Origin of the sequence: Pseudomonas sp. D4-21 (assembly GCF_051132125.1) — a bacterium.
Classification (GTDB): domain Bacteria; phylum Pseudomonadota; class Gammaproteobacteria; order Pseudomonadales; family Pseudomonadaceae; genus Aquipseudomonas.
The window spans coordinates 217,497-241,769 of record NZ_CP071664.1 but is presented as its reverse complement, the minus strand read 5'-3'; the positions used below and the strand labels follow the sequence as shown (position 1 = coordinate 241,769).

At 61.0% G+C, this 24,273-nt stretch carries 20 protein-coding genes; 8 read left to right on the top strand and 12 right to left on the bottom strand.

What is annotated here, in order from left to right; all coding sequences use genetic code 11:
* The first annotated feature begins 21 nt into the window (after positions 1-21).
* The gene (locus J3Q04_RS01130) at positions 22-486 is read left to right on the top strand and encodes an SRPBCC family protein (RefSeq protein WP_434608445.1); all 465 of its coding nucleotides are present in this window, start codon (positions 22-24) and stop codon (positions 484-486) included.
* 196 nt (positions 487-682) lie between these two features.
* On the opposite strand, the gene J3Q04_RS01125 is transcribed toward J3Q04_RS01130, so the two are convergent.
* Positions 683-2,563, bottom strand: coding sequence for a methyl-accepting chemotaxis protein (locus tag J3Q04_RS01125; protein ID WP_434608447.1), 1,881 nt, complete (start codon positions 2,561-2,563; stop codon positions 683-685).
* A gap of 265 nt (positions 2,564-2,828) precedes the next feature.
* On the opposite strand from J3Q04_RS01125, the gene J3Q04_RS01120 reads away from it, so the two are divergent.
* The 3 genes from J3Q04_RS01120 to J3Q04_RS01110 all read left to right on the top strand — a co-directional run bounded on the left by J3Q04_RS01120 (position 2,829) and on the right by J3Q04_RS01110 (position 6,908).
* Positions 2,829-3,329: a sigma-70 family RNA polymerase sigma factor gene (locus tag J3Q04_RS01120; protein WP_420767769.1), complete on the top strand. Its 501-nt coding sequence runs from the start codon at positions 2,829-2,831 to the stop codon at positions 3,327-3,329.
* Complete coding sequence (locus J3Q04_RS01115) at positions 3,319-4,317, top strand: FecR domain-containing protein (protein ID WP_434608449.1); 999 nt, start codon at positions 3,319-3,321, stop codon at positions 4,315-4,317. The genes J3Q04_RS01120 and J3Q04_RS01115 overlap by 11 nt, the downstream gene beginning before the upstream one ends.
* An 86-nt stretch (positions 4,318-4,403) precedes the next feature.
* A complete protein-coding gene (locus J3Q04_RS01110; RefSeq protein ID WP_434608451.1) occupies positions 4,404-6,908 on the top strand; it encodes a TonB-dependent siderophore receptor in 2,505 nt (834 codons plus the stop codon).
* Positions 6,909-7,002: 94 nt separating this feature from the next.
* Here the strand turns inward: J3Q04_RS01110 and J3Q04_RS01105 are convergent, their stop codons facing one another.
* Positions 7,003-8,076, bottom strand: a complete 1,074-nt coding sequence (locus J3Q04_RS01105) for a fatty acid desaturase (protein WP_420767766.1) — start codon at positions 8,074-8,076, stop codon at positions 7,003-7,005.
* A gap of 100 nt (positions 8,077-8,176) precedes the next feature.
* Here J3Q04_RS01105 and J3Q04_RS01100 point away from each other — a divergent pair, with 100 nt between their 5' ends.
* Positions 8,177-9,181, top strand: a complete 1,005-nt coding sequence (locus tag J3Q04_RS01100; protein WP_434608453.1) for an AraC family transcriptional regulator — start codon at positions 8,177-8,179, stop codon at positions 9,179-9,181.
* Between the two features lie 199 nt (positions 9,182-9,380).
* Here the strand turns inward: J3Q04_RS01100 and J3Q04_RS01095 are convergent, their stop codons facing one another.
* Positions 9,381-10,067 carry a Crp/Fnr family transcriptional regulator gene (locus tag J3Q04_RS01095; protein ID WP_434561318.1) on the bottom strand — a complete coding sequence of 229 codons (687 nt, stop codon included), beginning with the start codon at positions 10,065-10,067 and terminating at the stop codon, positions 9,381-9,383.
* A gap of 87 nt (positions 10,068-10,154) precedes the next feature.
* Here J3Q04_RS01095 and J3Q04_RS01090 point away from each other — a divergent pair, with 87 nt between their 5' ends.
* Complete coding sequence (locus J3Q04_RS01090; RefSeq protein ID WP_434608455.1) at positions 10,155-10,679, top strand: DUF962 domain-containing protein; 525 nt, start codon at positions 10,155-10,157, stop codon at positions 10,677-10,679.
* 146 nt (positions 10,680-10,825) lie between these two features.
* On the opposite strand, the gene J3Q04_RS01085 is transcribed toward J3Q04_RS01090, so the two are convergent.
* The 9 genes from J3Q04_RS01085 to dibA all read right to left on the bottom strand — a co-directional run bounded on the left by J3Q04_RS01085 (position 10,826) and on the right by dibA (position 21,631).
* The gene (locus J3Q04_RS01085; protein WP_434608457.1) at positions 10,826-13,027 is read right to left on the bottom strand and encodes a GMC family oxidoreductase; all 2,202 of its coding nucleotides are present in this window, start codon (positions 13,025-13,027) and stop codon (positions 10,826-10,828) included.
* Positions 13,024-13,536 carry a sorbitol dehydrogenase gene (locus J3Q04_RS01080; RefSeq protein WP_434608459.1) on the bottom strand — a complete coding sequence of 171 codons (513 nt, stop codon included), beginning with the start codon at positions 13,534-13,536 and terminating at the stop codon, positions 13,024-13,026. The genes J3Q04_RS01085 and J3Q04_RS01080 overlap by 4 nt, the downstream gene beginning before the upstream one ends.
* Entirely contained in the window at positions 13,533-14,894 is a 1,362-nt protein-coding gene (locus tag J3Q04_RS01075) for a cytochrome C (RefSeq protein WP_434561326.1), read from the bottom strand. Before J3Q04_RS01075 ends, J3Q04_RS01080 begins: the two co-directional genes overlap by 4 nt.
* Positions 14,895-15,152: 258 nt before the next feature.
* Entirely contained in the window at positions 15,153-16,142 is a 990-nt protein-coding gene (locus J3Q04_RS01070) for a sulfate/molybdate ABC transporter ATP-binding protein (RefSeq protein WP_181290574.1), read from the bottom strand.
* Positions 16,143-16,145: 3 nt separating this feature from the next.
* The gene (gene cysW / locus J3Q04_RS01065; RefSeq protein WP_420767760.1) at positions 16,146-17,015 is read right to left on the bottom strand and encodes a sulfate ABC transporter permease subunit CysW; all 870 of its coding nucleotides are present in this window, start codon (positions 17,013-17,015) and stop codon (positions 16,146-16,148) included.
* A gap of 13 nt (positions 17,016-17,028) precedes the next feature.
* Complete coding sequence (gene cysT / locus J3Q04_RS01060; RefSeq protein WP_434608463.1) at positions 17,029-17,847, bottom strand: sulfate ABC transporter permease subunit CysT; 819 nt, start codon at positions 17,845-17,847, stop codon at positions 17,029-17,031.
* A gap of 147 nt (positions 17,848-17,994) precedes the next feature.
* Positions 17,995-19,008, bottom strand: a complete 1,014-nt coding sequence (locus J3Q04_RS01055; protein WP_434608465.1) for a sulfate ABC transporter substrate-binding protein — start codon at positions 19,006-19,008, stop codon at positions 17,995-17,997.
* Between the two features lie 127 nt (positions 19,009-19,135).
* Positions 19,136-19,318: a sulfur starvation response protein OscA gene (oscA, locus tag J3Q04_RS01050; RefSeq protein WP_030138496.1), complete on the bottom strand. Its 183-nt coding sequence runs from the start codon at positions 19,316-19,318 to the stop codon at positions 19,136-19,138.
* A gap of 405 nt (positions 19,319-19,723) precedes the next feature.
* Positions 19,724-21,631, bottom strand: a complete 1,908-nt coding sequence (gene dibA, locus J3Q04_RS01045) for a phosphodiesterase DibA (protein ID WP_434608467.1) — start codon at positions 21,629-21,631, stop codon at positions 19,724-19,726.
* Positions 21,632-21,776: 145 nt separating this feature from the next.
* Here dibA and desA point away from each other — a divergent pair, with 145 nt between their 5' ends.
* The gene (gene desA, locus J3Q04_RS01040; protein WP_434608469.1) at positions 21,777-22,961 is read left to right on the top strand and encodes a delta-9 fatty acid desaturase DesA; all 1,185 of its coding nucleotides are present in this window, start codon (positions 21,777-21,779) and stop codon (positions 22,959-22,961) included.
* Between the two features lie 309 nt (positions 22,962-23,270).
* Positions 23,271-24,260, top strand: coding sequence for a GGDEF domain-containing protein (locus J3Q04_RS01035; protein WP_420767751.1), 990 nt, complete (start codon positions 23,271-23,273; stop codon positions 24,258-24,260).
* The last annotated feature ends 13 nt before the right edge of the window (positions 24,261-24,273 follow it).

Sequence of the window (24,273 nt, the reverse complement as noted above, 5' to 3'; positions counted from 1 at the left end):
CACCACGCAAGGAGCAAGACCATGAGTGCTTTTCAACCCGACACCCTGATCAAGAACCCTCAAGCCTGCCATGTCGAAACCTCGGTGCAAGTGCCCGCCGACGCCGCGCGCGTCTGGGAAGTGGTGGGCGACTTCGGCGGGTTCAACCGCTTTATTCCAGCCCTTGAATACATCGAAATGACTGGCGACGGCGTGCGTTCGCTGCGCAAGAAATTCTTCCGCGACGGACAAAACCTGGTGGTGGAGCAACTCAACAGCCGCGATGACCAGGCCATGCACATGACCTGGACGCTGATCTACAACACCCTCGGCATCGACAACCTCTGGGCGGCGATGCGCGTCGAGCCCCTGGGAGACAGCCGCTGCCGCGCCACCTGGACCATCATCGCCGACCACACCGAGGTGCACACACGGGAAGGGTTCAGGGATTTCCTGCAAGGGTTCGCCGATGAGGCGATGGGAAATGTGGTGAAGATGTTCGCCTGACCAAAAAACCCTGTGGGAGCGAGCCTGCTCGCGATGGCATCAGCCCAGACAACCCACACCCGTGGCGAGGGAGCTTGCTCCCGCTCGGCTGCGCAGCAGGCGTAAAGCCAGCCAACGCGGTCCGCCTGCAGGCTTGCAGGGGCCTGCTGCGCAGGCCAGCGGGAGCAAGCTCCCTCGCCACGGGGGATCGGGTCCGTCAGATCTTGAAGCTGTCCACCAGTTGCTTCAATCGATTGGCCTGCTGCGACAAGGCATCGCAATCCTTCAGGGTTTCGTTGAGGTTGGCGACGCTTTGCTGGTTCAACGTATTGATGTGCGTGACGTCCATGTTGAGGGTCTCCACCACGGCTGTCTGTTGCTCGGTCGCGGCGGCCACGGATTGGTTCATGCCGTCGATTTCGCCGATGCGCTGGGTCACGCTGACCAAGCGCAAGCCGGCCTGGTTCGCCACTTCCACGCTCTCCTCGCTGGAAGCCTGGCTCGCGTTCATCGTGGTCACCGCTTCACGGGAGCCGACTTGCAGCGAGGTGATCATCTTGTGAATCTCTTCAGCCGACTCCTGGGTGCGGTGCGCCAGGTTGCGCACTTCATCGGCCACCACCGCAAAACCACGTCCGGCTTCACCGGCACGGGCCGCTTCGATGGCGGCGTTCAAGGCTAGCAAGTTGGTTTGCTGGGAGATGCCCTTGATCACGTCCAGGATGTGCCCGATGTTGTCGGTGCTGGCGTTCAGGGTTTCGATCTGGGTGCACGACAGGCTGATTTTCTGTGACAGCTCGGTCATGGCCTGGATGGTTTTTTCCACCACCTGACGACCATCGTCCGCTTGCTCGCTGGCGCCACTGGCGTGTTGCGAGGCATCGGCGGCGTTACGGGCGATTTCCTGGGTCGCGGCGCCCAACTGATTGATCGCGGCGGCCACGCTATTGGTGCGCGCGCTCTGCTCATCCGATCCAACCAGGGAGGCGTTGGAAGATGTCATCACCCGTTGCGACAGGTCATGCACCTGACGCGTGGCGGAAGACACTTCGGCGATCGACGCGTGGATACGTTCCACGAACTGGTTGAACGACCCTCCCAATACCGCGAATTCGTCCTTGCCCTGCACCACGAGACGCCGGGTCAGGTCGCCTTCACCCTGGGCGATGTCCTGCATGGCGCGGCCCATAGTGGTGAGCGGGCGCATCAACACCTGGATGAGCAGACTCAGCAGCAACGCAATCGCAGCCACTGCAATGAACATCGCAATCAACGCAGACGTACGGAAATGGCTCAGCGGTGCGTAGGCCTTGGCCTTGTCGATCGACAGGCCGATATACCACTCGGCGCCCGGCAAACCTGCCACCGGGGTGAACGAAAGGATGCGGTCCTCCCCGTTCAGCTCGACTTCCTGGATGCCCTTGCCGATACGCACAGGGGTGCCGGGGTAGATGTCCTTGAGGTTTTTCATTACATGGTCTTTGTCCGGGCTGACGATGACCTGGCCGTCGCCACTGACCAAAAACGCATGACCGATCCCGCCAAAGTCCACGGAGTTGATGATTTTCACGAGGGTTTCCAGGCTCAGGTCACCACCCACCACGCCCAACAATTCACCGTTGTGCTTGACCGGCAGGGCAATGGTCACCACCAGGCCGCCCACTGCCGCCGCGTAGGGTGGGGTCAGCATGGTTTTATCGGCGGCCACGGCCTGTTTGTACCAAGGGCGCTGACGCGGGTCGTAACCGTCGGGCATCTTCGCGTCAGGTCGTTGAGTGAACACGCCGGTGTTCTGGCCCACGTAGGTGAACTGGAAGTTCGAGGTCAACGCCGGCTGGTCCACGAGCCCAGGCAAATCGGCGCTCGCCCCTTGGTGTGCGATGTTCTGAGCCAGGTTTTCCAACACCAGCACCCGCCCGCTCATCCAGTTCTGGATGCTGCTGGCCGTCAGGTCACCGGATTGCTCGATGGAGGATTCCAGGCTGCGACCGATGGTATTGCGTTGCAGGTAATCGTTGTAGAGCGTGAACAGGGCAAAAGCCAACACCACCACACCTGAGGCGGCCAAGAGGATTTTGTGGCTGAACTTAAGATTCATGGAGGGACTTCTTATGCAGGGGATGGGGGTGCATTCCGGTTGGCAGTTCCATGTAGCCGCAAGAGCTGGAGATTGGATCCGCTCCATTTTGGTGCACGCATACCCTTCTGTCGGCCAACCCGTGGAAAAGATTAGGCCCTTGTTCAATTGTCCGACGAGATGATTGCCAACATCACACAGCCTGCGTCGAACGGTGGTTGCAAATTTGATGAACGCTTATGACAATGCGACCTATTATCATTTGTGATATCAGGCTATTGCGCTCATGTCCTCCCCCCAGTTAGCAGTACAGGCGCTTTATTGCAGCCATCACGGCTGGCTCCATACATGGCTGCGCCACCGACTGGGCAACGCCGCCGATGCGGCTGACCTGGCCCAGGACACCTTCGTGCGCCTGCTGCAACGCACCGAACGCCTGGAACTCACGGCACCGCGCGCCTTCCTGCGCACCATCGCGCAGGGCTTGGTGATCGATCACTGGCGCCGGGAAGAAATCGAACGCGCCTACCTCGAAACCATCGCGCATCTGCCGCAGGCCCAGATCCCAAGTGCCGAAGCCCAAGCCCTGATCCTCGAACTGTTGGAGGGCATTTCCCGCATGCTCGACGGCCTCAAGCCGAAAGTACGCAGGGCGTTCCTGCTTGCACAGTGTGACGGCATGACCCACAAGCAGATCGCCGAGCAAATGGGCATCTCGCTACGGTCGGTGGAGCGGTACGTCGCCGATGCGCTGTACCACTGCTACGTGCTGCGCTATGAAGATTGAGCCGATCGACCCGCCATCGCGCGGTCGAGGTCCTTCGCAACTGGTGGTCAAGCAAGCGATCCATTGGCTGCTGCGCCTGCGCAACCATGCCGCCAATCCGATCCTTCGCCAACAGTGCGACGCCTGGCGCATCGCCCATCACGATCACGAATTGGCTTGGCAACGGGTGCAATCGCTGCACAGCGAACTCACCTCCAACCTGCGCGCCGTGCCCAGTGCTCATATTGCCCTCGACACCCTGGAGGCCAGCGCCCAGCGCCTCGGTCGACGCCAGGCCCTGAAATTGTTGTCCGGCGTCGCCGTGGTGGGCGCCGCCGCATGGCTGGGCAAGGACCTAGGCTGGCAGCCGTGGCGTGCCGACTTCGCCACTGCCACGGGCGAACGACGCGGTTTCCAATTGCCGGACGGTACACGACTTGAACTCAACACCCGCAGCGCCGCCGACCTCGACTATACCGCCAGCCAGCGTCTGATCACGTTGACCCGCGGCGAAATCATGGTCACCTGTGGCCGAGACCCAGGACGCCCGCTGCTGGTGAAAAGCCGAGAGGGTCTGTTCGAAGGACTGGAAGGGCGCTTCGTCGTGCGCCAGGACAGCGGCTGCACGCGCCTGAGCGTCACCAGCGGCCGGGTCGCCATTCGCTCACATCGCAACAGCGAGGGCGCGCCGATCCACGTGGAGGCAGGGCAAAGCTACCTCGTCAGTTCATCGACAGCGACCCTGGCGCCGCCCCTGGACATGGACGCCGGCGCCTGGGCGGACGGCTTGATCGTGACGCGCAACATGCGCCTGGAAGACTTCCTCAGCGAGGTCGGCCGCTACCGCCGGGGCTGTCTGAGATGCGCCGCCTCGGCCGCGGACCTGCGCTTGTCCGGAGTCTTCCGCCTGGATGACATCGACAAGATGCTGGCCGTGCTCCCCCGCACGCTGCCCGTGCAGCTGCATTATCGAACCCGCTGGTGGGTCACGGTGGAACGTGCGGCCTGATTTTTTTTGGCGGGTTTTGCGAGGGCGTCCGGCTAGGACAGTAAGCAACGCTTATCTGCCTTCAGCGACTCCAACGGAAACCCAAAATGACTGAGCGCGTAACCCTCAAGACCTCCTTCGGCTGTTCCTCGCAAACCAGCCCTTTGCGCCAAGCCGTCCACGCCGCACTGCTGAGCACCGCGCTGGGCGTCAGCGCCGTGCCGATGCTCGCTGTCGCCGCGCAGGACGGCGTCACGGCCAGCCGTCAGAGCTACAACATCGCGGCAGGCCCGTTGAACGAGGTGCTGAATCAGTTCGCGCGCCAGGCCGGGATTACCCTGGCGAGCACCCCCGAGCAAACCGCTGGCCGCCAGTCGCCTGGGCTCAAAGGTGACTACTCGGCGGACCAGGCCTTGGACCAGTTGCTCAGCGGTTCGGGGCTGATTGCGGTCGGCCAGGAAGGCAGCGGCTACGTGTTGCAGGCCCAGGCCGGGGACAGTGCACTGGCGCTGCCGACCACTGACGTCAAGGCCTTCGCCCTGGGTAACGCCTTGGGCAGCATGGCGGGCTACAACGCCACCCACAGCCAAGTCGCGACCAAGACCAGTACCGCCCTGCGAGAGACTTCACAAAGCGTATCGGTGGTGACGCGCGAGCAAATGGACGACCAGGGCGCGCAGACCGTATCCCAGGCGATGCGCTACACCCCCGGCGTGCTGACCAACCCCTACGGTGCGACCCATCGCTACGATTACGTGGCCATGCGCGGCTTCAACGACGGCTCGGTGGATAACATCTACCTCGACGGCCTCAAGTCCATGGGCGACAGCGGCACCTACAGTTCCATGCAGGTCGACCCGTACTTTCTCGAGCGCGTCGACATCCTCAAGGGCCCGTCGTCGGTGCTGTATGGCCGCAGTTCTCCGGGCGGCCTGGTGGCGCTTACCAGCAAAAAGCCGCTTTATGAGGCCTACCATCAGGTCCAGGCCACTGTCGGCACCCAGGGCCAGCGCGGCGTGGGCTTCGACTTCAGCGGGCCGGTGGACGATGAAAAACGCATCGCCTATCGCCTGATCGGCCTGGCGGACACCTCCGATACCCAGTTCGATCACAACAAAGAAAAGCGCTTCACCCTGGCGCCCACCATCAGCATCGACTTCACCGAGAACACCTCGCTGACCCTGCAAGCCTACCTGCAGCACGAACCCGACGGCGGCTACCATGGCGGCGTACCGGCCGACGGCGCACTGCACCCGCGCAACGGTCGGCGGATCTCGGAAAATTTCTTCGAAGGCGAGCCCGGCGTCGACGTTTACGAACGTGATCAGCAGTCGTTCGGTTATCAATTCGAACACCGTTTCAACGATGTCTTCACCGCCCGGCAAAACTTCCGCTACCTGGACTCCGACGTCACCAACAATCAGATCTATGCCTTCGGCTGGACCAGCCCCACCAGCAACGAGTTGAACCGTTACTACACCGGCGCCGATGAAAAGCTGCATTCGTTCATCGTCGACAACATGCTGCAGGCCGAATTTTTCACCGGCGCGACCAAGCACACCGTGCTGATGGGCGCGGACTACCAGCGGCGCAAGACCGTGGTCGACTGGACCAGCGGCAGCCTCGCCCCGATCAACGCCTTCGACCCGGTCTACGGAAACTCGGCGATCACCAACGTCAGCGCGACCAGCTACGTGCGACGCCTGGAGCAAACCGGTGTCTATCTGCAAGACCTGATCGAAATGGACAAGTGGCGCTTCTCCCTGGGCCTGCGCCAGGACTGGGTCGAAACTTCGGATGAAAACCGCATCGCCGAAGCTGGTCGCCCTGAAGGCACCGAGATCAATGACAAGCGCACCAAGCTCACCGGCCGCGTCGGAGCGCTGTACCTGTTCGACAACGGCCTGGCCCCGTACATCAGCTACTCGGAGTCGTTCAACCCCAACTCCTACGCCGACAGCGCTGGCAATCCACTGGCGCCCACCGACGGCAAGCAGTGGGAATTGGGCTTGAAGTACCAACCGCCAGGCACCGATGATCTGTACACCGCCTCGCTGTTCCGCATCGATCAAGAAAACCTCGCGACCAAGCTGCCCCAGGAAAATTTCTATCGCGCCGTCGGCGCCGTTCGTTCCCAAGGGCTGGAACTGGAAGCGCACGTACAGTTGACCGAGCAGTTCAAAGTGCTGGGCAGCTACACCTTCACCGACATCGAATATTCGAAGTCGATGGTCAGCACTCTGAGCACCCCGACCAACATCATCGAAAACAAAGGCAACTCACCGACCCAGGCCCCGCGCCACATGGCCTCGGTGTGGGCGGACTACAAGTTCGACAGCGGCACGCTCGATGGCTTGCGACTGGGCGGCGGCGTGCGTTATGTCGGCTACAGTTGGGTCGATGCGGAGAACACCATGAAGGTGCCGTCCTACACGTTGTTCGATGCGTCGGTGGGGTATGACCTGGGCAAGGTCGGCTTGAAGGGCGTGGACGTGCGCCTGAACGCGAACAACCTGACCAACGAAACCTACGTCGCCTCGTGCGCCAGCCTGAACTTCTGCTACATGGGCGAAGAGCGCAATGTGGCGGCTACTGTGAGTTATCAGTTCTGACCCACCCTCCAAGCCAGACGCATCTGTCTGGCCTGAAAGATGCCCCTGTGGCGAGGGGATAAATCCCCTCGCCACAACAGTTATCTCTTTGCTCTTAGGCCTGAACGGCCTTCGCCTCTTCCCTCACAACGCCTTCCTCACCGGCAAACCGATTCGCCCGCCCGAACGTGCCGAAATCGTTGAACCGCACGCCCATCTCCCGCATCACTTCATGAGCCACCGGCACCGTCATCTGCCGGATGTAGAACGGCTCCTTCACCACGAAATGATGAATGCCATGGCTGCTGCCGAAGTTGAAGCAGAACGCCTGTAACGGCCACAGCCACCAGGGGTTCAACACTTGGGTCTGCTGGATGACATTGCCCGGCTCGATGTCGCCGTAGTAATGCATGTTCGAACTGATGAAATGCAGGCAAAAGGTGCGCAGCACATTCGGGCCGATGATCACCACGGCGGCGATGTCGATGATGTGCATCGTCGCCAGGGTATTGGCCGACCAGTCGATGGAAGCGCCCAGTAGCCCGGCCACAGCGTTGGCCCCATGAAAACCAAGGAACACGTACCAGGCGCCCCAATGCAGCAGTGCCAGTGGGAAGTACACCTTCAGCGTACGCTTGAGGATGCTGCGCTTGTGCGCCCAGGTCTTGGCTCGCAGGAGGCGGATGAACGCCGACATCACGTTGTCACCCACCATCAGCAAACGCGCCAATCCCCACGGCTCACCGTTGGTAATCGCCCGCTCTTCCAGGTCCGCTTCGCTGCCGGACACCTTGTGATGGTTGAGGTGCAGATGACGGCGGATCCACGGGTTGATGGTGCTGGGCCGCGCCAGCCACACCAGGCCCATCATCACGTTATGGGGCACGCGCTGCTTGCGAAAGTACATGCTGTGGATCAGGTCATGTTCCAACTCGTGGGTCAGCGAGGCGAAAAACGCGTTGAGCAGCAGGCAAGCCCAACCGGCCAGGTGACCGTTGATGTAGAGCAGCGCCGAGCCGATCATCCCGGCCAGGGCGAACGCCAGGATGCCTGCGCCCAACGCGTCCTGGTGCTGCAGGATCGGGTAGCGCCGACGCAATTCCTCACCTCGGGCCAGGACAACCTGGCGAATGTGGGCGGCTCGCTGTTGTGCATTCAATCGCTCGGGGCTTGCGCAAGTGCCGTGCATGGCTTACATCCTCTGTTAACGATGTGCTCATCCTGCCGGGCGTTGTCCCATCGGGTGGTAGCCGTAAACGCCAACCTGTTGACCGCAAGCGCCAATTGTCATGACCGAACCCACTTCCCTCGCCAGCTGGACCCGCGCCCTGCGCAAACAGCTCGATGCACTGGGCCTGGACAGCCAAGCCCTGTGCGTGAAGGCGGGCCTGGACCCGGTGTTGATGGACGACCCGAACGCCCGCTACCCGCTCTCGGCCACCACGCGCCTGTGGACGCTGGCGGTGCAGGCCAGCGGCGATCCGGCGATCGGCTTGCGGGTGTCGCGCTTCGTCAGCCCCACCACGTTCCATGCACTGGGCTACGCCCTGGTAGCCAGCGGCAGCTTGCGTGAAGTGTTCGAGCGGATCGTGCGGTATCACCCGGTGGTCAGCGATGCGCTGACCTTGCAGCTGAGCCGCGGCGATGACCGTTATCGCTTCAGCCTCGATGTACCGGCGGGACGCCCCGCTCCCGCCTTCGAGGCCATCGACGCGTTTGCCGCGATCTACGTGCGCACCTGCCGCAACCGGCTGGGTCGCGACTACGCACCGCTGGCCGTCTACCTGCGCCGCCCGGAACCGCTGGACCCGAGCCCATGGCACAAGGTTTTTCGCGCACCGGTGCATTTCGACGCCGGCCAGGATTGCCTGGAATTCAACCTCCTGGATTTCGACAGCCACCTGGACGACGCGAACCCGGAGCTGGCCGAACACAACGAAACCGTGCTCAAGCGCACCCTCGCCCAGCTTCAGCCGCTGACTTGGGAACGCAAGGTCCGCGCCGCCATCGAAGCCCAGTTGCCCGAAGGCGAACCCAGCGCCGAACGCATCGCCCAAACCATGCATCTGAGCCTGCGCAGCCTGCAGCGACACCTGGCCGACGAAGGCTGCCGCTTCGATGCGCTGCTCAATGAATGCCGGGAGAATCTGGCGCTGCTGCATCTGCGCGATCCGCAGTGCTCGCTGAGCGAGGTCAGCTATCTGCTGGGTTTCGCCGACACCAGCAGCTTCAGCCGCGCGTTCAAGCGCTGGACAGGCATGACGCCGGGCCAGTTTCGGGATGGGTTGCGCTGAACATTTTCAGCGCCGGGGCGAGCCCTATCGCGAGCAAGCTCGCTCACACATGGGAAGCGGTGTGACCGCAATAGCTGCGACAACACCAAGCCCCTGTGGGAGCGAGCTTGCTCGCGATGGCGGTGTATCAGTCACTATCGATGTCGACTGACCTGACGTCTGCGCGAGCAAGCTCGCTCCCACAGGGTCCAGGTCGGTTTCAGATTGTGGTCAGGGCTCGCAACCGTTCGATGTCGAGGATTTCGATCTCACCATAACTGAGGTGAACAATGCCCTGCCCCTGCAAATCCTTGAGGATCTGGTTGGTGGTCTGGCGCGACAGGGAAAGCATCATCGCCAGTTGCTCCTGGGGCAGTGGCAAGACCCGGCGCGCCGGTTCGATTTCGCCGTAGCCTTCGGCGATCATCAGCAAGCGGTGGGCCACGCGGGCCGGGGCGGGCATCAGGCTCAGGTGTTCAAGGTTGATGAAGGTCAGGCGCAGTTTGTGGCTCATCAACAAGGCAAGATGACGCCAATAAACGGGTTGTGCTTCAAGAAAAGCCAACAGCGCAGCCTGTGGCAGATGCAGCAATGTACATTGGCCGACGCCCACCGCATCATGGGTCCGCGGTTGTCCATCGAACAGGCAGATTTCACCGAACCAATGCGGCGCCTCCACCACGCTCAGCAGCGCTTCCTTGCCCTGCTCGCTGACCGCGCCGATACGCACCGCGCCTTCGAGCACCGCGTACAGGCCGCACGGTGCATCGCCGCGCTGGAACAGCCGCTGGCCGGGCGGCAGGCGACGCACTCGCGACATGTCCAGCAGGCTATGCTGTAACTCAGCAGGCAGATGGCTGTACCAGTGACCGACCATCAAATGCGAGTGCCAGGGATGGGTATTCATGCAAACTCCGGGACAAGTGTCGGCTAGCTGACAGAGCGCCTGGTGAAACCTGTTCATCATGCAGGCATCACCTCAGGAGGAACAACAATGAAAAGCCTCGTCGATCACCTCAGTCAATACGCGGCCTACCACCGCGACCCGCGTAACATCGTCAGTCATTTCATCGGGATTCCGCTGATCTTCATCGCCGTCGCGGTGCTGTTGTCCCGGCCCGGATGGCCGGTTGGCGCGGTCCTGGTTTCCCCGGCGCTGCTGGTGGCGATGGCGAGTGCCTGGTTCTATCTGCGCCTGGAGTTGCGCCTGGGTGTGTTGATGACGGTGCTGCTGGGTCTAGCAGTCTGGCTGGGCCAGGTACTCGCCGCACAAAGCACAACGGTGTGGCTAGGCAGCGGCCTGGGCATGTTCGTGGTGGGCTGGGTGATTCAGTTCGTCGGTCATTACTACGAAGGGCGCAAACCGGCGTTCGTCGATGACCTGACCGGGTTGATCGTCGGGCCGTTGTTTGTGGTGGTCGAGGCGGGTTTTTTGCTGGGACTCAGAAACGATCTGAAGCAGGCCATTGAGGAGCGCGCAGGTCCGGTGGCCCTGCGCAACCAACGTTCGACGGCGTGAAAACACCGCAATGTTGTCAGGTGGTAAGGCGACTCTGTGGGAGCGAGCCTGCTCGCGAAGCGGTTTGTCAGTCAACCTTGAGTTAGCTGATGCACCGTATTCGCGAGCAGGCTCGCTCCCACAAGAGCTAGGTTTTACCGATCAAGCTACAGGGCTCCAAACTCGACCCGAATCGTCAGCGCGCCAACATTGTCGGTCAGGCCGGCGCCATGCTGTCTCGTCAAGTCATCGTTGATGCACAGTTGCAGCTCCCCCTGTTGATTCACGGGTAGCTGCGCCCGATCACCAATCAGAAACGGCGTCCCGCCGTCGCCCACCCGGCCGATCAACGCACCTTCAGCCGCGCCGGGCAACGTATAGCTGGAATAGGTGATGTGCCGCGAGCCACCGTTTCCATCCACCATCCCACCCTCTTTGCTGGCGCACCACTGGCCGCTGACATAGCGGACCACACGCGGAACCTGGGCGTTGAGCTGCACACCGGTGCCCTGCCAGGCCTTGTTGGATTGAACCTGCATCGTCACCGCCCGCAGGTCATTGGCCAACGTATCCCCGGCCTGGAACGACAGCGCGGCGATTGTCAGACTCGGGTTCGAGGTACCGGTACTTGGGAAGACGCCATCGCCCACCAGGAACAGGTTCTTGTGGTCCCAACTGCGCTGGTGTTTATCGACGACCGACTTGGCGGGGTCATCGCCCATGCGATAGGTGCCCATCAAATGACCGGCGCCCTGGAAGCTGTAGGGCACGCCATCGTAAGTGAAACATCCAGGCCCGATGATGTCCGTCAGTTCCGTACCACCGAGCAGGTCCTCAATGATGTGCGTCGCCAATATTTTCGCCTGCTGGAAACCTTTCCTGGTGTAGTCGGAGAGGTCGTAATGGATTTCCGGCCGAACAATGCCGAGCCCATCCGTGAGGTTATCCGTCGAGGGCTGGATATAACTCTCGGAGTGATCGGGATCTTTCTCCACCTGCTCCACCAAAAAGCCAACCCGGAACTGGCGGGTGAAGACGTCGTTGAGCTTGCGCACCAGCGCCGTTCCCGATAGCAGTTTGTTGCTCGGGTTGGTCTTCCCTACATTCGTCCCGTCGATAAAGTCGGCGACCGTTGTGTAGGGATCACCGGCCGGCCAGTTCCACCCTTCGTTACCAATTTCGATGCGCCACGCCGCGCGGTCGCTGCGAAAGGCGCCGTCGCGCAGGCTTTCGATGCCTGCCGTCGACAACGGTCCCCGATAAGGAAAGATCGCCTTGCCCTCGGGCATGAGCCCCCAGGCCAGATAAATGGGGTGGTCAGCCAGGCTGCGACCTACTTGCCCGCTGCTGTTGGCGACACCCTTGGACCAAACGTCAGTCTTGGAGTTGAGCAACAGTTTCGGTGTTTCGATCGCATGGGCGGCGATCACATAGCGCTTTGCAACGGCCACGCCGGTTCCGGTCTTGGGACCGTCTTCCAACTGATACTGCATGAACTCGACGCCGCTTACGTTGTGATCATCACCAACGGTTACCTTGCTGGCCACGGTCCGATAAAGCACTCGGACCTTGCCAGTGGCCAAGGCCTTGTTCATGGTCACGGTGGCGTCGTACTTGGCCTGGATCGGACAGATCGGCGTGCAGTTGGTGTTACCGGCGCATACCCGGCGCCCGGCATAAGGCTGAGAGTTGCGCCCGGCCGGCGTCGGGCTGACCACCAGCGGCAAATTATCGAACGTCTGCCCCGTGACGGCGGCGACAAAGCTGCCATCGACCAGGGATAACGGAATGCTGTGCATCGGGAACGCATAACCTTCAGGAAAGGTCATGCCCAGATAGGCTTGGTCGGCAACGTTGGCAGACACCCCGATTTCCGCTTCCGCCCGGCAGTAGGCGCTTTGCAGATCGTCATAGCCAATCGGCCAGTCCACCCCGACGCCATATTTCGACCTCAGACGAAAATCGTTCGGCACCATGCGCAGACAGGTGCCCACCCAATGCCATGTCGTGCCGCCACCTACCCGTTCATAAGTACTTGTGAAGGGCAGCGGGCCTTTTTGTACCAGGTAGCTGACCGCCGGTTTGTTCCAGTTGTCATTGAGCAGGTCGGCAATGGTTGCTCGCGGAGCGTTCAGCTTGGCCGGCCCGGTGAGGTGTGGGTCCAGCGTTGTGCTCGGGGGGTAGGGTGACTCTGGGGTCTTCAGCGTCGCGGTATAGAAACGCTCCAGATACTGAGCGCGATTGACCGGTATCTCTGGCCCCGATTCAAGTACCAATACCTCAATACCCGCCATGCCCAACTGATAGGCAATAATGCTGCCGGCCAGACCTGCGCCAACGATCACCACTTCTGCTTGTTCAGTACTCATGACGACGCTCCTTGCTGTCCGTTGGCGGGCACGCCGGTCAAATCCTCAAGGCTTGGGGGCGTGCTGTTCCAGTAGCCAAAAAACGATTCGCTGTAGCCCATCGGGTGGGCCTGGGCAATCTTCCAGGCCCAGCTGTGGATGTAGGCCTGGTCGGATACCACCGCCGAATCGTCCTTCTTGAAAGGCAGCCTATCGAACGGCTGATACCAGACGCCTAGCAACCACAGCTTCATGATCGAGCGCGCCGCCAGCACGGTGTCAGGTATCGTCGGCTGCATATTGAATTTCAGTATTTGCTCGGCAATCTGGTCGGGCGGTACATGGTCGGCCGCCAGGGTGGCGTACTGAGTCAGCAACGCGTTGAGCACGTCAGAAGAAATGCGCGCAGTCACGTAATCGAGAAAGATCGGCGGCAGACCGACCGGGTCGATCTGCGGCGCCAGACGATCGGCCGAAATGCCGATCAGGGCCGACGACAGGCCTACGAAATTGTCCAGATTGGTACTCATTGCTTGGCTCCTTGCCCACTGGTGGACTGTGCGCGTTCGAGCAAATAGGTGAAGTCCGCAAAACTGGTGCGCGGCGATTCGGTGACATGGGTCGCCGCATTGCCGTGACACGCCATGCAGCTGGAGGACGCCTGGGGAACGGTGCCCTGGATATAGGTTTCCAGCGTGGCGTTGGCCAGGAACGACGGCGCTGGGCTACCCAGCGGGTTGGCGGCCGATACCTGGCAATCCTTCGGCGGGTCTGAAGGCCACTGGGTGCTGATCAGCTGATAGTTCGCCCAGACACTTTGTGGATTGGCCGTACGCAACAGCGCTTGATAGGAGGCGTTGAGCGTCTTCGTCGCCTCGGTCAGTGGCACTTCCCGCACGATTTGCGAAGGCGTCGCCTTGACCGCCGGGTTCCACGGCCGTGGCGGAGGCTGATTGATGGCGCTCTGGCTATCGGCGTTATAGAACAGATAAGGGCCCGTGCGCTGTCCGACGGGCGTGGTTTTTTCAGGAACGTTTTTTACGTGCTCGAAAGTCGACCAGACCCATTGGGCCGCATTGGCGGTTTTGTGGACCATGTGCAACCCCACCAACCCGACCGGCTCGGACACGCACGATTCCTCCACGATCGGCCCTTTACCCGGGTCGCTGTTGCCCGGCGTGTAGACCAGGGCATCGACCGTATGGAAATCCTGTCGTTTGTCGCTGGGACCGAGCACTTTCCACGACGCCTTCACCATCACCGCGCCGACTTCCTGGCTCTTGGTAGAACCACAGCTGAATGCCACGGTGTTGTTCGGGTTCGCGGCGAAGAACTGCTGCTGGCCTTCGATGCTGTACAGGCCGTTGTTTACGATCCCGTCGAACATCGATTGGTTGACCACGATTTCATTGCGCGTATACACGCCGTTCTGATCCACCAGCGGACCGCTCTCGAAGGGCTGGATAAATTCATCCAGCACGTCGGGCACCTTACCCATTTGTTGTAACAGGCGGCCGGACTTGAGTGACTTACACGCTTCAGGCAGGGTCGCCGGCGCATTCCAAGGCAGTGGTGCCTGCCCTTTCGCACGAAAAATCTGGTAGCTCTCTTTCCAACTTTCCCAAACCGTTGCCCCGTCTTGTTTTCCGATGGTGACGCCGGTATTGGGGTTGCCATTGTCCAGGGCCGGCCAATTCAGAGCGATGAAGGTCTGCCATGACAAATCATCGAAATTGGCTTGCAGGCTGGAGAGTGAAACCGGTTCGGTGACCGTGACATCGAAAGGTATCTGGGGAGACAACGTGGGGGCGGCGCTGGCAGAAGGACTCAACAGAACGCTTAACAAGGCACAACCGAAAGGGCCGTGCCGACTGACTTCCATTCTCATGCTTTTTCTCCTTGGCATCAGGGCGCCAGGAGACAACAACACCGGTCCGTCATGGACTCTCACTTGCCTCCTGGCATGTCAGAGTCTAGGTAGGGTTTGGGTCAGGGGAAGGTTAAAAGTAGAACCAATCGAAGCAAGGCCTAGCGGGGTTATTCAGATTCGGATCGGGGCGCTTTTGCGAGCAGGCTCGCTCCCACACTGGATCTGCGCCATACACAAATCCCTGTGGGAGCGAGCTTGCTCGCGATGTTTTTGATATTAAAGGTTGGAGACTTTCTGCCAGACCTTCGGCTTGAAGAACAACGTTTCGCCCTTCGCCAACCCCACCAGGCTGTCGTGGTCCTTCACCACTTCGGCCTCGATCAGCTCGCTCTGGCCTTCCACTTTCAGGGTCACCCGCGTGGTGGCGCCCAGTGGACGAATGTCGCGCACCTCGGCGGCGTGGTGGTCTTCCAGTTCCGAGCGCGACAGCGAGACTTCGTGAGGACGGAACAGCACATGCCGGTCCTCACCCAAGTGCAGGCGGTTCGAATCCCCGAGGAAGTGATACACGAAGTCGCTGGCCGGGTTTTCGTAAACGTCGCCCGGCGAGCCGATCTGCTCGATCACGCCCTTGTTCATCACCACGATCCGATCGGCGACTTCCATGGCTTCTTCCTGGTCGTGGGTGACGAACACCGACGTCAGGTTGATGTCCTCGTGCAGCCGCGCCAGCCAGCGGCGCAGTTCCTTGCGGACCTTGGCGTCGAGGGCGCCAAATGGTTCGTCCAGCAGTAATACCTTGGGCTCCACCGCCAGGGCGCGGGCCAACGCGATACGCTGGCGCTGGCCGCCGGACAGCTGCTCGGGGTAGCGGTCGGCGAGCCAGTCCAGTTGCACCATGTTCAGCAATTCGTGGACCTTGGTCGCGATCTGGCTTTCGCTCGGGCGCTGGCCCTTGGGCTTCATGCGCAGGCCGAACGCGACGTTATCGAACACGGTCATGTGGCGGAACAAGGCGTAGTGCTGGAACACGAACCCGACGTTACGATCGCGCACATCGTGGCCGGACACGTCCTCGCCGTGGAAAACAATGTTGCCCTGGTCCGGCGTCTCGAGGCCGGCAATGATCCGCAGCAAGGTGGTCTTGCCGCAACCCGATGGCCCGAGCAGCGCCACCAGCTCACCGCTCTGGATGTCCAGGCTGATGTCGTCCAGGGCCCGGAAGGCGTTGAAATTCTTGCTGACGTTACGGACTTCGATCGACATGACTTATTCCTCCGCGGCGCTGGCGCGCAGGCGGTTGATTCGGTTTTCGCTCCACTGCTTGAGCAGCAGGATGAAGAGCGCCAGGATCAGCAACAGGCTCGCCACGGCGAACGCGGCCACGTGGTTGTATTCGTTGTAGAGGATCTCGACGTGCAGCGGCAGGGTGTTGGTCACCCCCCGAATGTGCCCGGACACCACCGACACCGCGCCGAACTCGCCCATGGCCCGGGCGGTACACAGCACCACGCCATAGATCAGGCCCCACTTGATGTTCGGCACGGTGACATGCCAGAACATCTGCCAGCCATTGGCGCCGAGCAGGCGCGCGGCCTCTTCTTCCTGGGTGCCTTGTTCCTGCATCAGCGGAATCAGCTCACGGGCCACGAACGGCACCGTGACGAAAATCGTCGCCAGGACGATGCCCGGCAGCGCAAACACGATCTGGATGTCGTGATCCGACAGCCACGGCCCGAAAAGCCCCTGGGCGCCGAACATGAGCACGTAGACCAGGCCCGCGATCACTGGCGACACCGAGAACGGCAGGTCGATCAGCGTCACCAGCATGCTCTTGCCACGGAATGAATATTTACTCACGCACCACGCGGCGCTCACGCCGAACACCAGGTTCAGCGGCACCGAAATCAACACCGCGAACACCGTAAGTTTGAGCGCCGATAAGGCGTCAGGCTCAAAGATTGCCGCGAAGAACGTCCCAAGGCCGGACTTCAAGCCCTGGGACACGACGATGAACAACGGCAGCAGCAGAAACAGCGCAAAGATCAGCCAGCCGAGGCCAATCAGCACGCGCCGCGACGTCGCGCTGCCGCGACGGGCGGCGTTGGTGGAAGCGGCGGAAATAGACGATTGGGACATGATTCGCGCCTCCTTATGGGGTTTCGATGCGCCGCTGCAGCAGGTTGATCAGCAGCAACAGGACGAAGGAAACCACCAGCATCAGCACGCCGATGGAAGTGGCGCCGGTGTAGTCGTATTGGTCGAGCTTGACCATGATCAGCAGCGGCAGGATCTCGGTTTTCATCGGCATGTTGCCGGCGATGAAAATCACCGAGCCGTACTCGCCCACGCCACGGGCGAAAGCCAGGGCGAACCCGGTCAACCAGGCCGGCAACAGCGCCGGCATCAGGATGTGGCGGAACACCTGCCACGGCTTCGCACCGAGGCACGCGGCGGCTTCTTCAACTTCCCGGGGAATGTCGGCCAGCACCGGTTGCACCGTGCGCACTACGAACGGCAGCGTCACGAAGGTCAGCGCCAGGGTAATGCCCAGCGGGGTGTAGGCGATCTTGAAACCCAGGTCGGTGGCGAACTGGCCAACCAGGCCGGTCGGCGCATACAACGCCGTCAGCGCGATACCGGCCACGGCGGTGGGCAGGGCGAAGGGCAGGTCGATCATCGCATCGATGACCTTGCGGCCGGGGAAGGTGTAGCGCACCAGCACCCAAGCCAGCAGCGTGCCGATGACGCCGTTGATGATCGCGGCACACAGCGCGGTGCCGAAGCTGAGCTTCAAGGCAGCCAGCACCCGCGGCGCCGAGATAATCGCCCAGAACTGATCCCAGGTGAGTTGGGCGGCATGCACGAACATCGCCGCCAGGGGTATGAGCACAATCAGACTGAGGTACACCAGGGTGTAGCCCAGCGTCAGCCCGAAGCCGGGTATGACGGGGGATATGCGACGCGACATAAAGGTCCTTGGTTGAGACTCACAGGGTGCGGAGCCTGTGGGAGCGAGCTTGCTCGCGAAAGCGGTGTATCAGGCAACATTGATATTGACTGTACGACCGCCTTCGCGAGCAAGCTCGCTCCCACATGAAATGCGCTCTATTGCAGCTTACTGCGCCTGATAGATCTGGTCGAACACACCGCCATCGTTGAAGAATTTCGGCTGGGCAGTTTTCCAGCCGCCGAAGTCCTTATCGATGGTCACCAGCTCCACCTTCGGGAACTGGCGGGAATACTTGGCGGCCACGTCCTTGTCACGCGGGCGATAGTAGTTCTTCGCGGCAATTTCCTGGCCGGCCGGGCTGTACAGGTGCTTGAGGTACGCCTGGGCGATCTCGGCATTACCTTTTTTCTCGGCATTCTTGTCCACAATCGCCACCGGCGGTTCGGCGAGGATCGACAGCGACGGCACGACGATATCGAACTTGTCGGCGCCACCGTCTTCTTTCAGCGCCAGGAAGGCTTCGTTTTCCCAAGCCAGCAACACATCGCCCTGGCCGTTGTTGACGAACGTGATAGTCGAACCGCGGGCGCCGGTGTCCAGGATCGGCACGTGCTTGAACAGCGCTTGCACATATTCCTTGGCCTTGGCCTCGTCGCCACCGTTGGCTTTCAAGCCATAGGCCCAAGCGGCGAGGAAGTTCCAGCGAGCGCCGCCGGAGGTTTTCGGGTTCGGTGTGATGACCGACACGTCATCCTTGATCAGGTCGCCCCAATCCTTGATGCCCTTGGGGTTGCCCTTGCGCACCAGGAACACGATGGTCGAGGTGTAAGGCGTGCTGGCATCTGGCAGGCGTGTTTGCCAGTCCGCTGGCAGGGATTTGCCCAGCTTGGCGATTTCGTCGATGTCGCCGGCCAAGGCCAGGGTCACCACGTCGGCGCGCAGACCATCGATCACCGCCCGGCCTTGCTTGCCCGAGCCGCCGTGGGACTGTTGGATCTTCACCGTGTCATCCGGATGCGCCTTCTTCCAGAAACTGGCGAATTCGGCGTTGTATTCTTGATACAGCTCACGGGTCGGGTCGTAGGACACATTGAGCAGCTCGTAATCCTTGGCAACCGCGGAACCTGCAAAAACAGCGCTGGCCAGGGCGGCCAAGGCATAACGGCGAATCGACGACATGGTGAAAGCTCCTGGAATTCTGGTTTTTATGGCTTCTGGAATCGGATGGCTTGCAGCAAGGATCAGCCGCCTGCGACAGCGCCCACGCCACAGCCCCCCGGTCGGAGCTGCCGTAGGCGGCGATCCTTTAACTCGGTTTCTGACTCGGTTGCTGCAGGCGGAATTTTTCCTTGCGCTCGATCTGGACCACCTGCGCGTTGTGCACCGTGATTTCCACCGCGCCAAAGCGCAGGTCACGCAATGCGCTCTGGATCTCGCGCAAGATGGTTGCTTCGTCCTGGCCGTCAACGCTACGTAGGGATGCGCTCATGCTGCTGCTCCTTGTATGAATGCCTGGCAGTGGGCGGCACTGCTTGCGGCGTGGGAGCAATACTAGATAAAGCGGGATATTCTTAAAAAGACTATTTAAGAATCTTTATATAACCAAAATACCAACTCTAATTTGGCGTCCTACGATGGATCTGATCGTGGGTCCTTTTCCCTGCCAAACCCTCGGAGATTTATCATTTGGAGACGAAGGGGGTGGCGGCGCGCTGAGGGATAGACCGACATCGAGGCAAGCTGAGCCGACGCCATCGTCGGATCGCCGCCCGGAGCAAGCTCGCTCCCACTGGAGTGCTGTGTCGAAACGAATCTCAAGGTCAAAGCCAATCCAATGTGGGAGCGAGCCTGCTCGCGATGGCGGCGTATCAGTCAACATCAATGCCACTGGTGATCAGGCAATCACCGGCGCCCGATCCCAATCCAACTGCGACGCAGCCACCGGCCGGCCAAACCAATATCCCTGCCCCAGCTCACACGCCTGGCCCAGCAGAAACGCCGCTTGCTCCTGTTGTTCAATGCCCTCGGCATGCACCTGCATGCCCATGCTGTGAGCCAGGGCGATGATCACGCGAACGATCGCCGCGTCATCTTCATCCCAGGGCAACCCGGCGACAAACCCCTGGTCGATCTTCAGTTTCTGCACCGGCAAACGCTTGAGCCGCAGCAGCGATGAATAACCCGTGCCGAAGTCATCGATGGCCAGGCGCACGCCTAATTCGCGCAAACGGTGCATTTGTTCCAGCGCGACTTCCGGGTCTTCCATGACTGCGCTTTCGGTGACTTCCAATTCGAGCAGGGCCGGGTCAAGGCCGGTCTCGTGCAGCACGCGGGCGACTTGCTCATACAATTCGCGACGTGCGAACAAGCGGCTGGAGACATTGACCGCCACGAACGACAGCACCACCCCGGCCTGCTGCCACTCTCCCATCTGGCGACAGGCCTGCTTCATGACCCAGGCATCGATCTGGGCGATCAGCCCCGTACGCTCGGCGATGGGAATGAACTCGGCCGGCGACACCAGCCCACGCGTGGGATGCTCCCAGCGTACCAGGGCCTCGACCCCGACCAGACGGCTGGTCGCCAGGTCGTGTACCGGTTGGTAATGCACGCGCAGTTCGTCTTGCTGCAGCGCGCGTCGCAGCTCGAACCCGATCTCCACCCGCTGTTGGGCATGGGTGGTGAGTTCTTCGGTATACAAGGCATACCCATCGCGCCCACTGCTCTTGGCCTTGAACAGTGCCGAATCGGCGTTGCGCAGCAATTGCTCGGCACTGAGAGCGTCGCCGGGAAACAGGCTGATACCGATGCTGGCGTTGATAAACAGCGACTGTCCGCCGAGCTGCAAAGGCTCTTTCAATACATCGAGGATGCGCCTGGCCAAGGCCGCCGCCTGCCCTGGCTGAGAACAATTTTCCACCACCACCGCGAACTCATCGCCGCCTAGCCGGGCCAGGGTGATGCCCGGCGCGAACAACCCGAGAAAGCGCTGGGCCACGCTTTTGAGCAATTCATCTCCCACGGCATGGCCGAGGCTATCGTTAATGTTCTTGAAGTGGTCGAGATCCAACAGCAGCAGCGCGCACCCACGCTTGTGAAGCTGCGCCGAAGCCACGGTTTGCTCGGTGCGGTCGCAAAAAAGCAGGCGATTGGGCAGGCCGGTCAGCGGGTCGTGATGGGCCAGGTGCGCCAGCTCATGCTCCGAATCCTTGATTGCACTGATGTCGGAAAACACCGCCACGTATTGACTGACTTCGCCCTCGTCATCGACAACGGCACGGATGGTCTGCCATTGCGGATAAATCTCTCCGCTTTTGCGGCGGTTCCAGATTTCGCCGCTCCATTCGCCACGGCTGGACAGCGAAGCGAACATTTCCCGGTAGAACGCCGGGCCATGCCGGCCGGACTTGAACAGGTTGGGTTGACGGCCCAGCACCTCGTCGCGGGCGTAACCGGTGATCGCCATGAACGCTGGGTTGACATGCACGATCAGGCCTTGACGGTCCGTGACCAGGACCCCTTCGCGGGTGCAATCGAAGACGGCGGCGGCCTGGCGCAATCGCTCACGATCGACAGTGCCCTCGCCCCTGCGCAAACCACGCGCGATGCGCACCCGAGCCATGAAAATCAGCACGGCGCTGACCAGCGCCCAGGCATAACCGTTGACCAGTTGCCAGCGAAGCCGGTCGGCGGAATCATCGAAGAAACTGCTCAGTAAATAACCAACCAGCTGCAGCCAGGCAACGGATAGCAGAAGGTAAATCAATGCCCCGTGCATGGCGGTGCGTTGAGAGTTGGTCATGCGGCCGTCCATGTCCCTGTAATTTGCGGGGATTATAAAGTAAGAAACATCCTGCCACTCTTATCTGAAAGGCCGACTGGTTTTCTCCCTCGGGCTGGTGATAATGCAACGGCAGTTTCTATTTTTATCGAGGGCCCTACAGCCTATGTGGTACGAAGGTTTTCTTGGCTTGTCGCCCTGGTCGCTGGTGGCAGTCACCCTGCTGATGACCCACGTGACGATCATCAGCGTCACGGTCTACCTGCACCGTTATTCGGCTCACCGTTCCCTGGAACTGAACGCCGGTCTCAAACATTTCTTCCGCTTCTGGCTGTGGCTGACCACGGCGCAGAACACCCGCGAGTGGACGGCCATCCACCGCAAGCACCACGCCAAATGCGAAACCGAGGATGACCCTCACAGCCCGGTCGTCAAAGGCTTGTCCACGGTGCTGCGCAAAGGCGCCGAGCTGTACCGCGCCGAGGCGCAAAACCTGGAAACCCTGCGCATCTACGGCAAGAATTGCCCCGACGACTGGATCGAACGCAACCTCTATAGCCGTTTCCCGTTGTTGGGCGTAGCGATCATGGGCGTCATCGACCTGCTGCTTTTCGGCACCATCGGCATCACCATCTGGGCCATCCAGATGATGTGGATTCCTGTCTGGGCCGCTGGCGTGGTCAATGGCCTGGGCCATGCCGTGGGCTATCGCAACTTCGAGTGCCGCGACGCGGCGACCAACCTGGTGCCATGGGGCATCCTCATCGGCGGCGAAGAACTGCACAACAACCACCACACCTACCCCAACTCGGCCAAGCTGTCGGTGCGCAAATGGGAATTCGACCTGGGCTGGGCCTGGATCAAGGTCTTCAGCTTCCTGCGCCTGGCGAAGGTTCAGCGGGTCGCGCCGATTGCCCACCGGGTCGAAGGCAAGGGCCATCTGGACATGGACACCGCCATGGCGATCCTCAACAACCGTTTCCAGATCATGGCCCAGTATCGCCGGCTGGTCATCGCGCCGCTGGTCAAGCAGGAACTGGAAAAGGTCGATCACTCGGTCCGCCATCAGTTCCATCGGGCCAAACGCCTGCTGTCCCGGGAAACCAGCCTGTTGGATGACCGCCACCATGTGCGTATCCAGAACATGCTGGAGCATAGCCAGGCGCTGAAGGTGATCTACGAAAAACGCCTGGCCTTGCAGCAGATTTGGGTCAAGACCAGCAGCAACGGCCACGACATGCTCGCCGCCATCAAGGAATGGGTCCACGAAGCCGAAGCCAGTGGCATCCAGTCCCTGCGCGACTTCGCCGACCAGCTCAAGACCTATTCGCTGCGCCCTGCCACGGCCTGACACCGATGTGCGCGGCGGGGAGGTTGTTGTGGCGAGGGGATCTATCCCCGTTGGGTTGCGTAGCAGCCCCAAGACAGCGATGTAGTTATTTCTGACACACCGAGGCAACTGGTTTCAGGGCTGCTGCGCAGCCCAACGGGGATAAATCCCCTCGCCACAGGTTGGGAGCCGTCATCCCCCCGCCCTTCGTCGCCTGAAAAGGAACTTCGCCAGCAATCCCATATCTCAAGAGCACTTCGCCATCCTGGCGGGCTTTGGAGTGAGCGCGTGCAAATCCATAGCAATGCACGTTCCTTGAGATTTGTGCCGATGGTCGATAAGAACCTACAGGATTCATCCCAGCCGCATTGGCCCGAAGCGGCCCAGACACTCATGGCGCTGATGCACGCCCAGGGCGAAGTTGCGCGCCTGAGCGAGCGGGAGCAGCTGTTCAGTTCGCTGTTGGTCAGCGTCAACGCGGTGCTGTGGGCATTCAATTGGGAAACCCGGCAAGTACTGTACGTCAGCCCTGCTTACGAGCGGATTTTCGGCCGGCCTGCGGGCCTGGTGCTGGCCGACTACAACGAATGGCGCGACGCCATCTACCCGGACGACCTGGACTACGCCGAGCGCAGCCTGGCGGAAGTGCTGGTCAAAGGCGCCGTCGAAGATCGCGAGTACCGGATCATCGCCGCCGATGGCCAGATTCGTTGGCTCAGCGACAAATGCTTCATCAACCGTCAGGCTGATCCGGGCCAACCGGTGATCGTCGTCGGCATTGCCGAAGACATCACCGAGAAAAAGCTGCTCGAAAGCGAACTTCAGCGCCTGGCGACCACCGACGTACTGACCCAGAGCAGCAACCGCCGCCACTTCTTCGAATGCGCCCATCGTGAATTTGAGCAGGCACGGTTGCAAGGCACCCCCATGGCGTTCCTGCTGCTCGACATCGATGATTTCAAGTTGATCAACGATACCTACGGCCATCAAGAAGGCGATACGGTATTGCAGAAGATCGCCGAGAGCGGACGTAGCGTGCTCAGGCGCGGTGACTTGTTCGGGCGGATCGGCGGTGAAGAGTTCGCCGCTGTGTTTCCAGGCTGCCCACCGGACATGGCGCTGCAGGTCGCTGAACGTCTGCAACGGGAAATTCAACGCCTGGCGTTCCGCTGTGGCGAGCAAAACTTCGGCATCACCGTCAGCCAGGGCCTGACCGGTATCACCGCCGAAGACCAGACCCTCGACAGCCTGTTCTCCCGCGCCGACGCGGCCATGTACGAGGCCAAGCGTCAGGGGAAGAACCGCATCATCGCAGTTTGATCAGACTTCACCC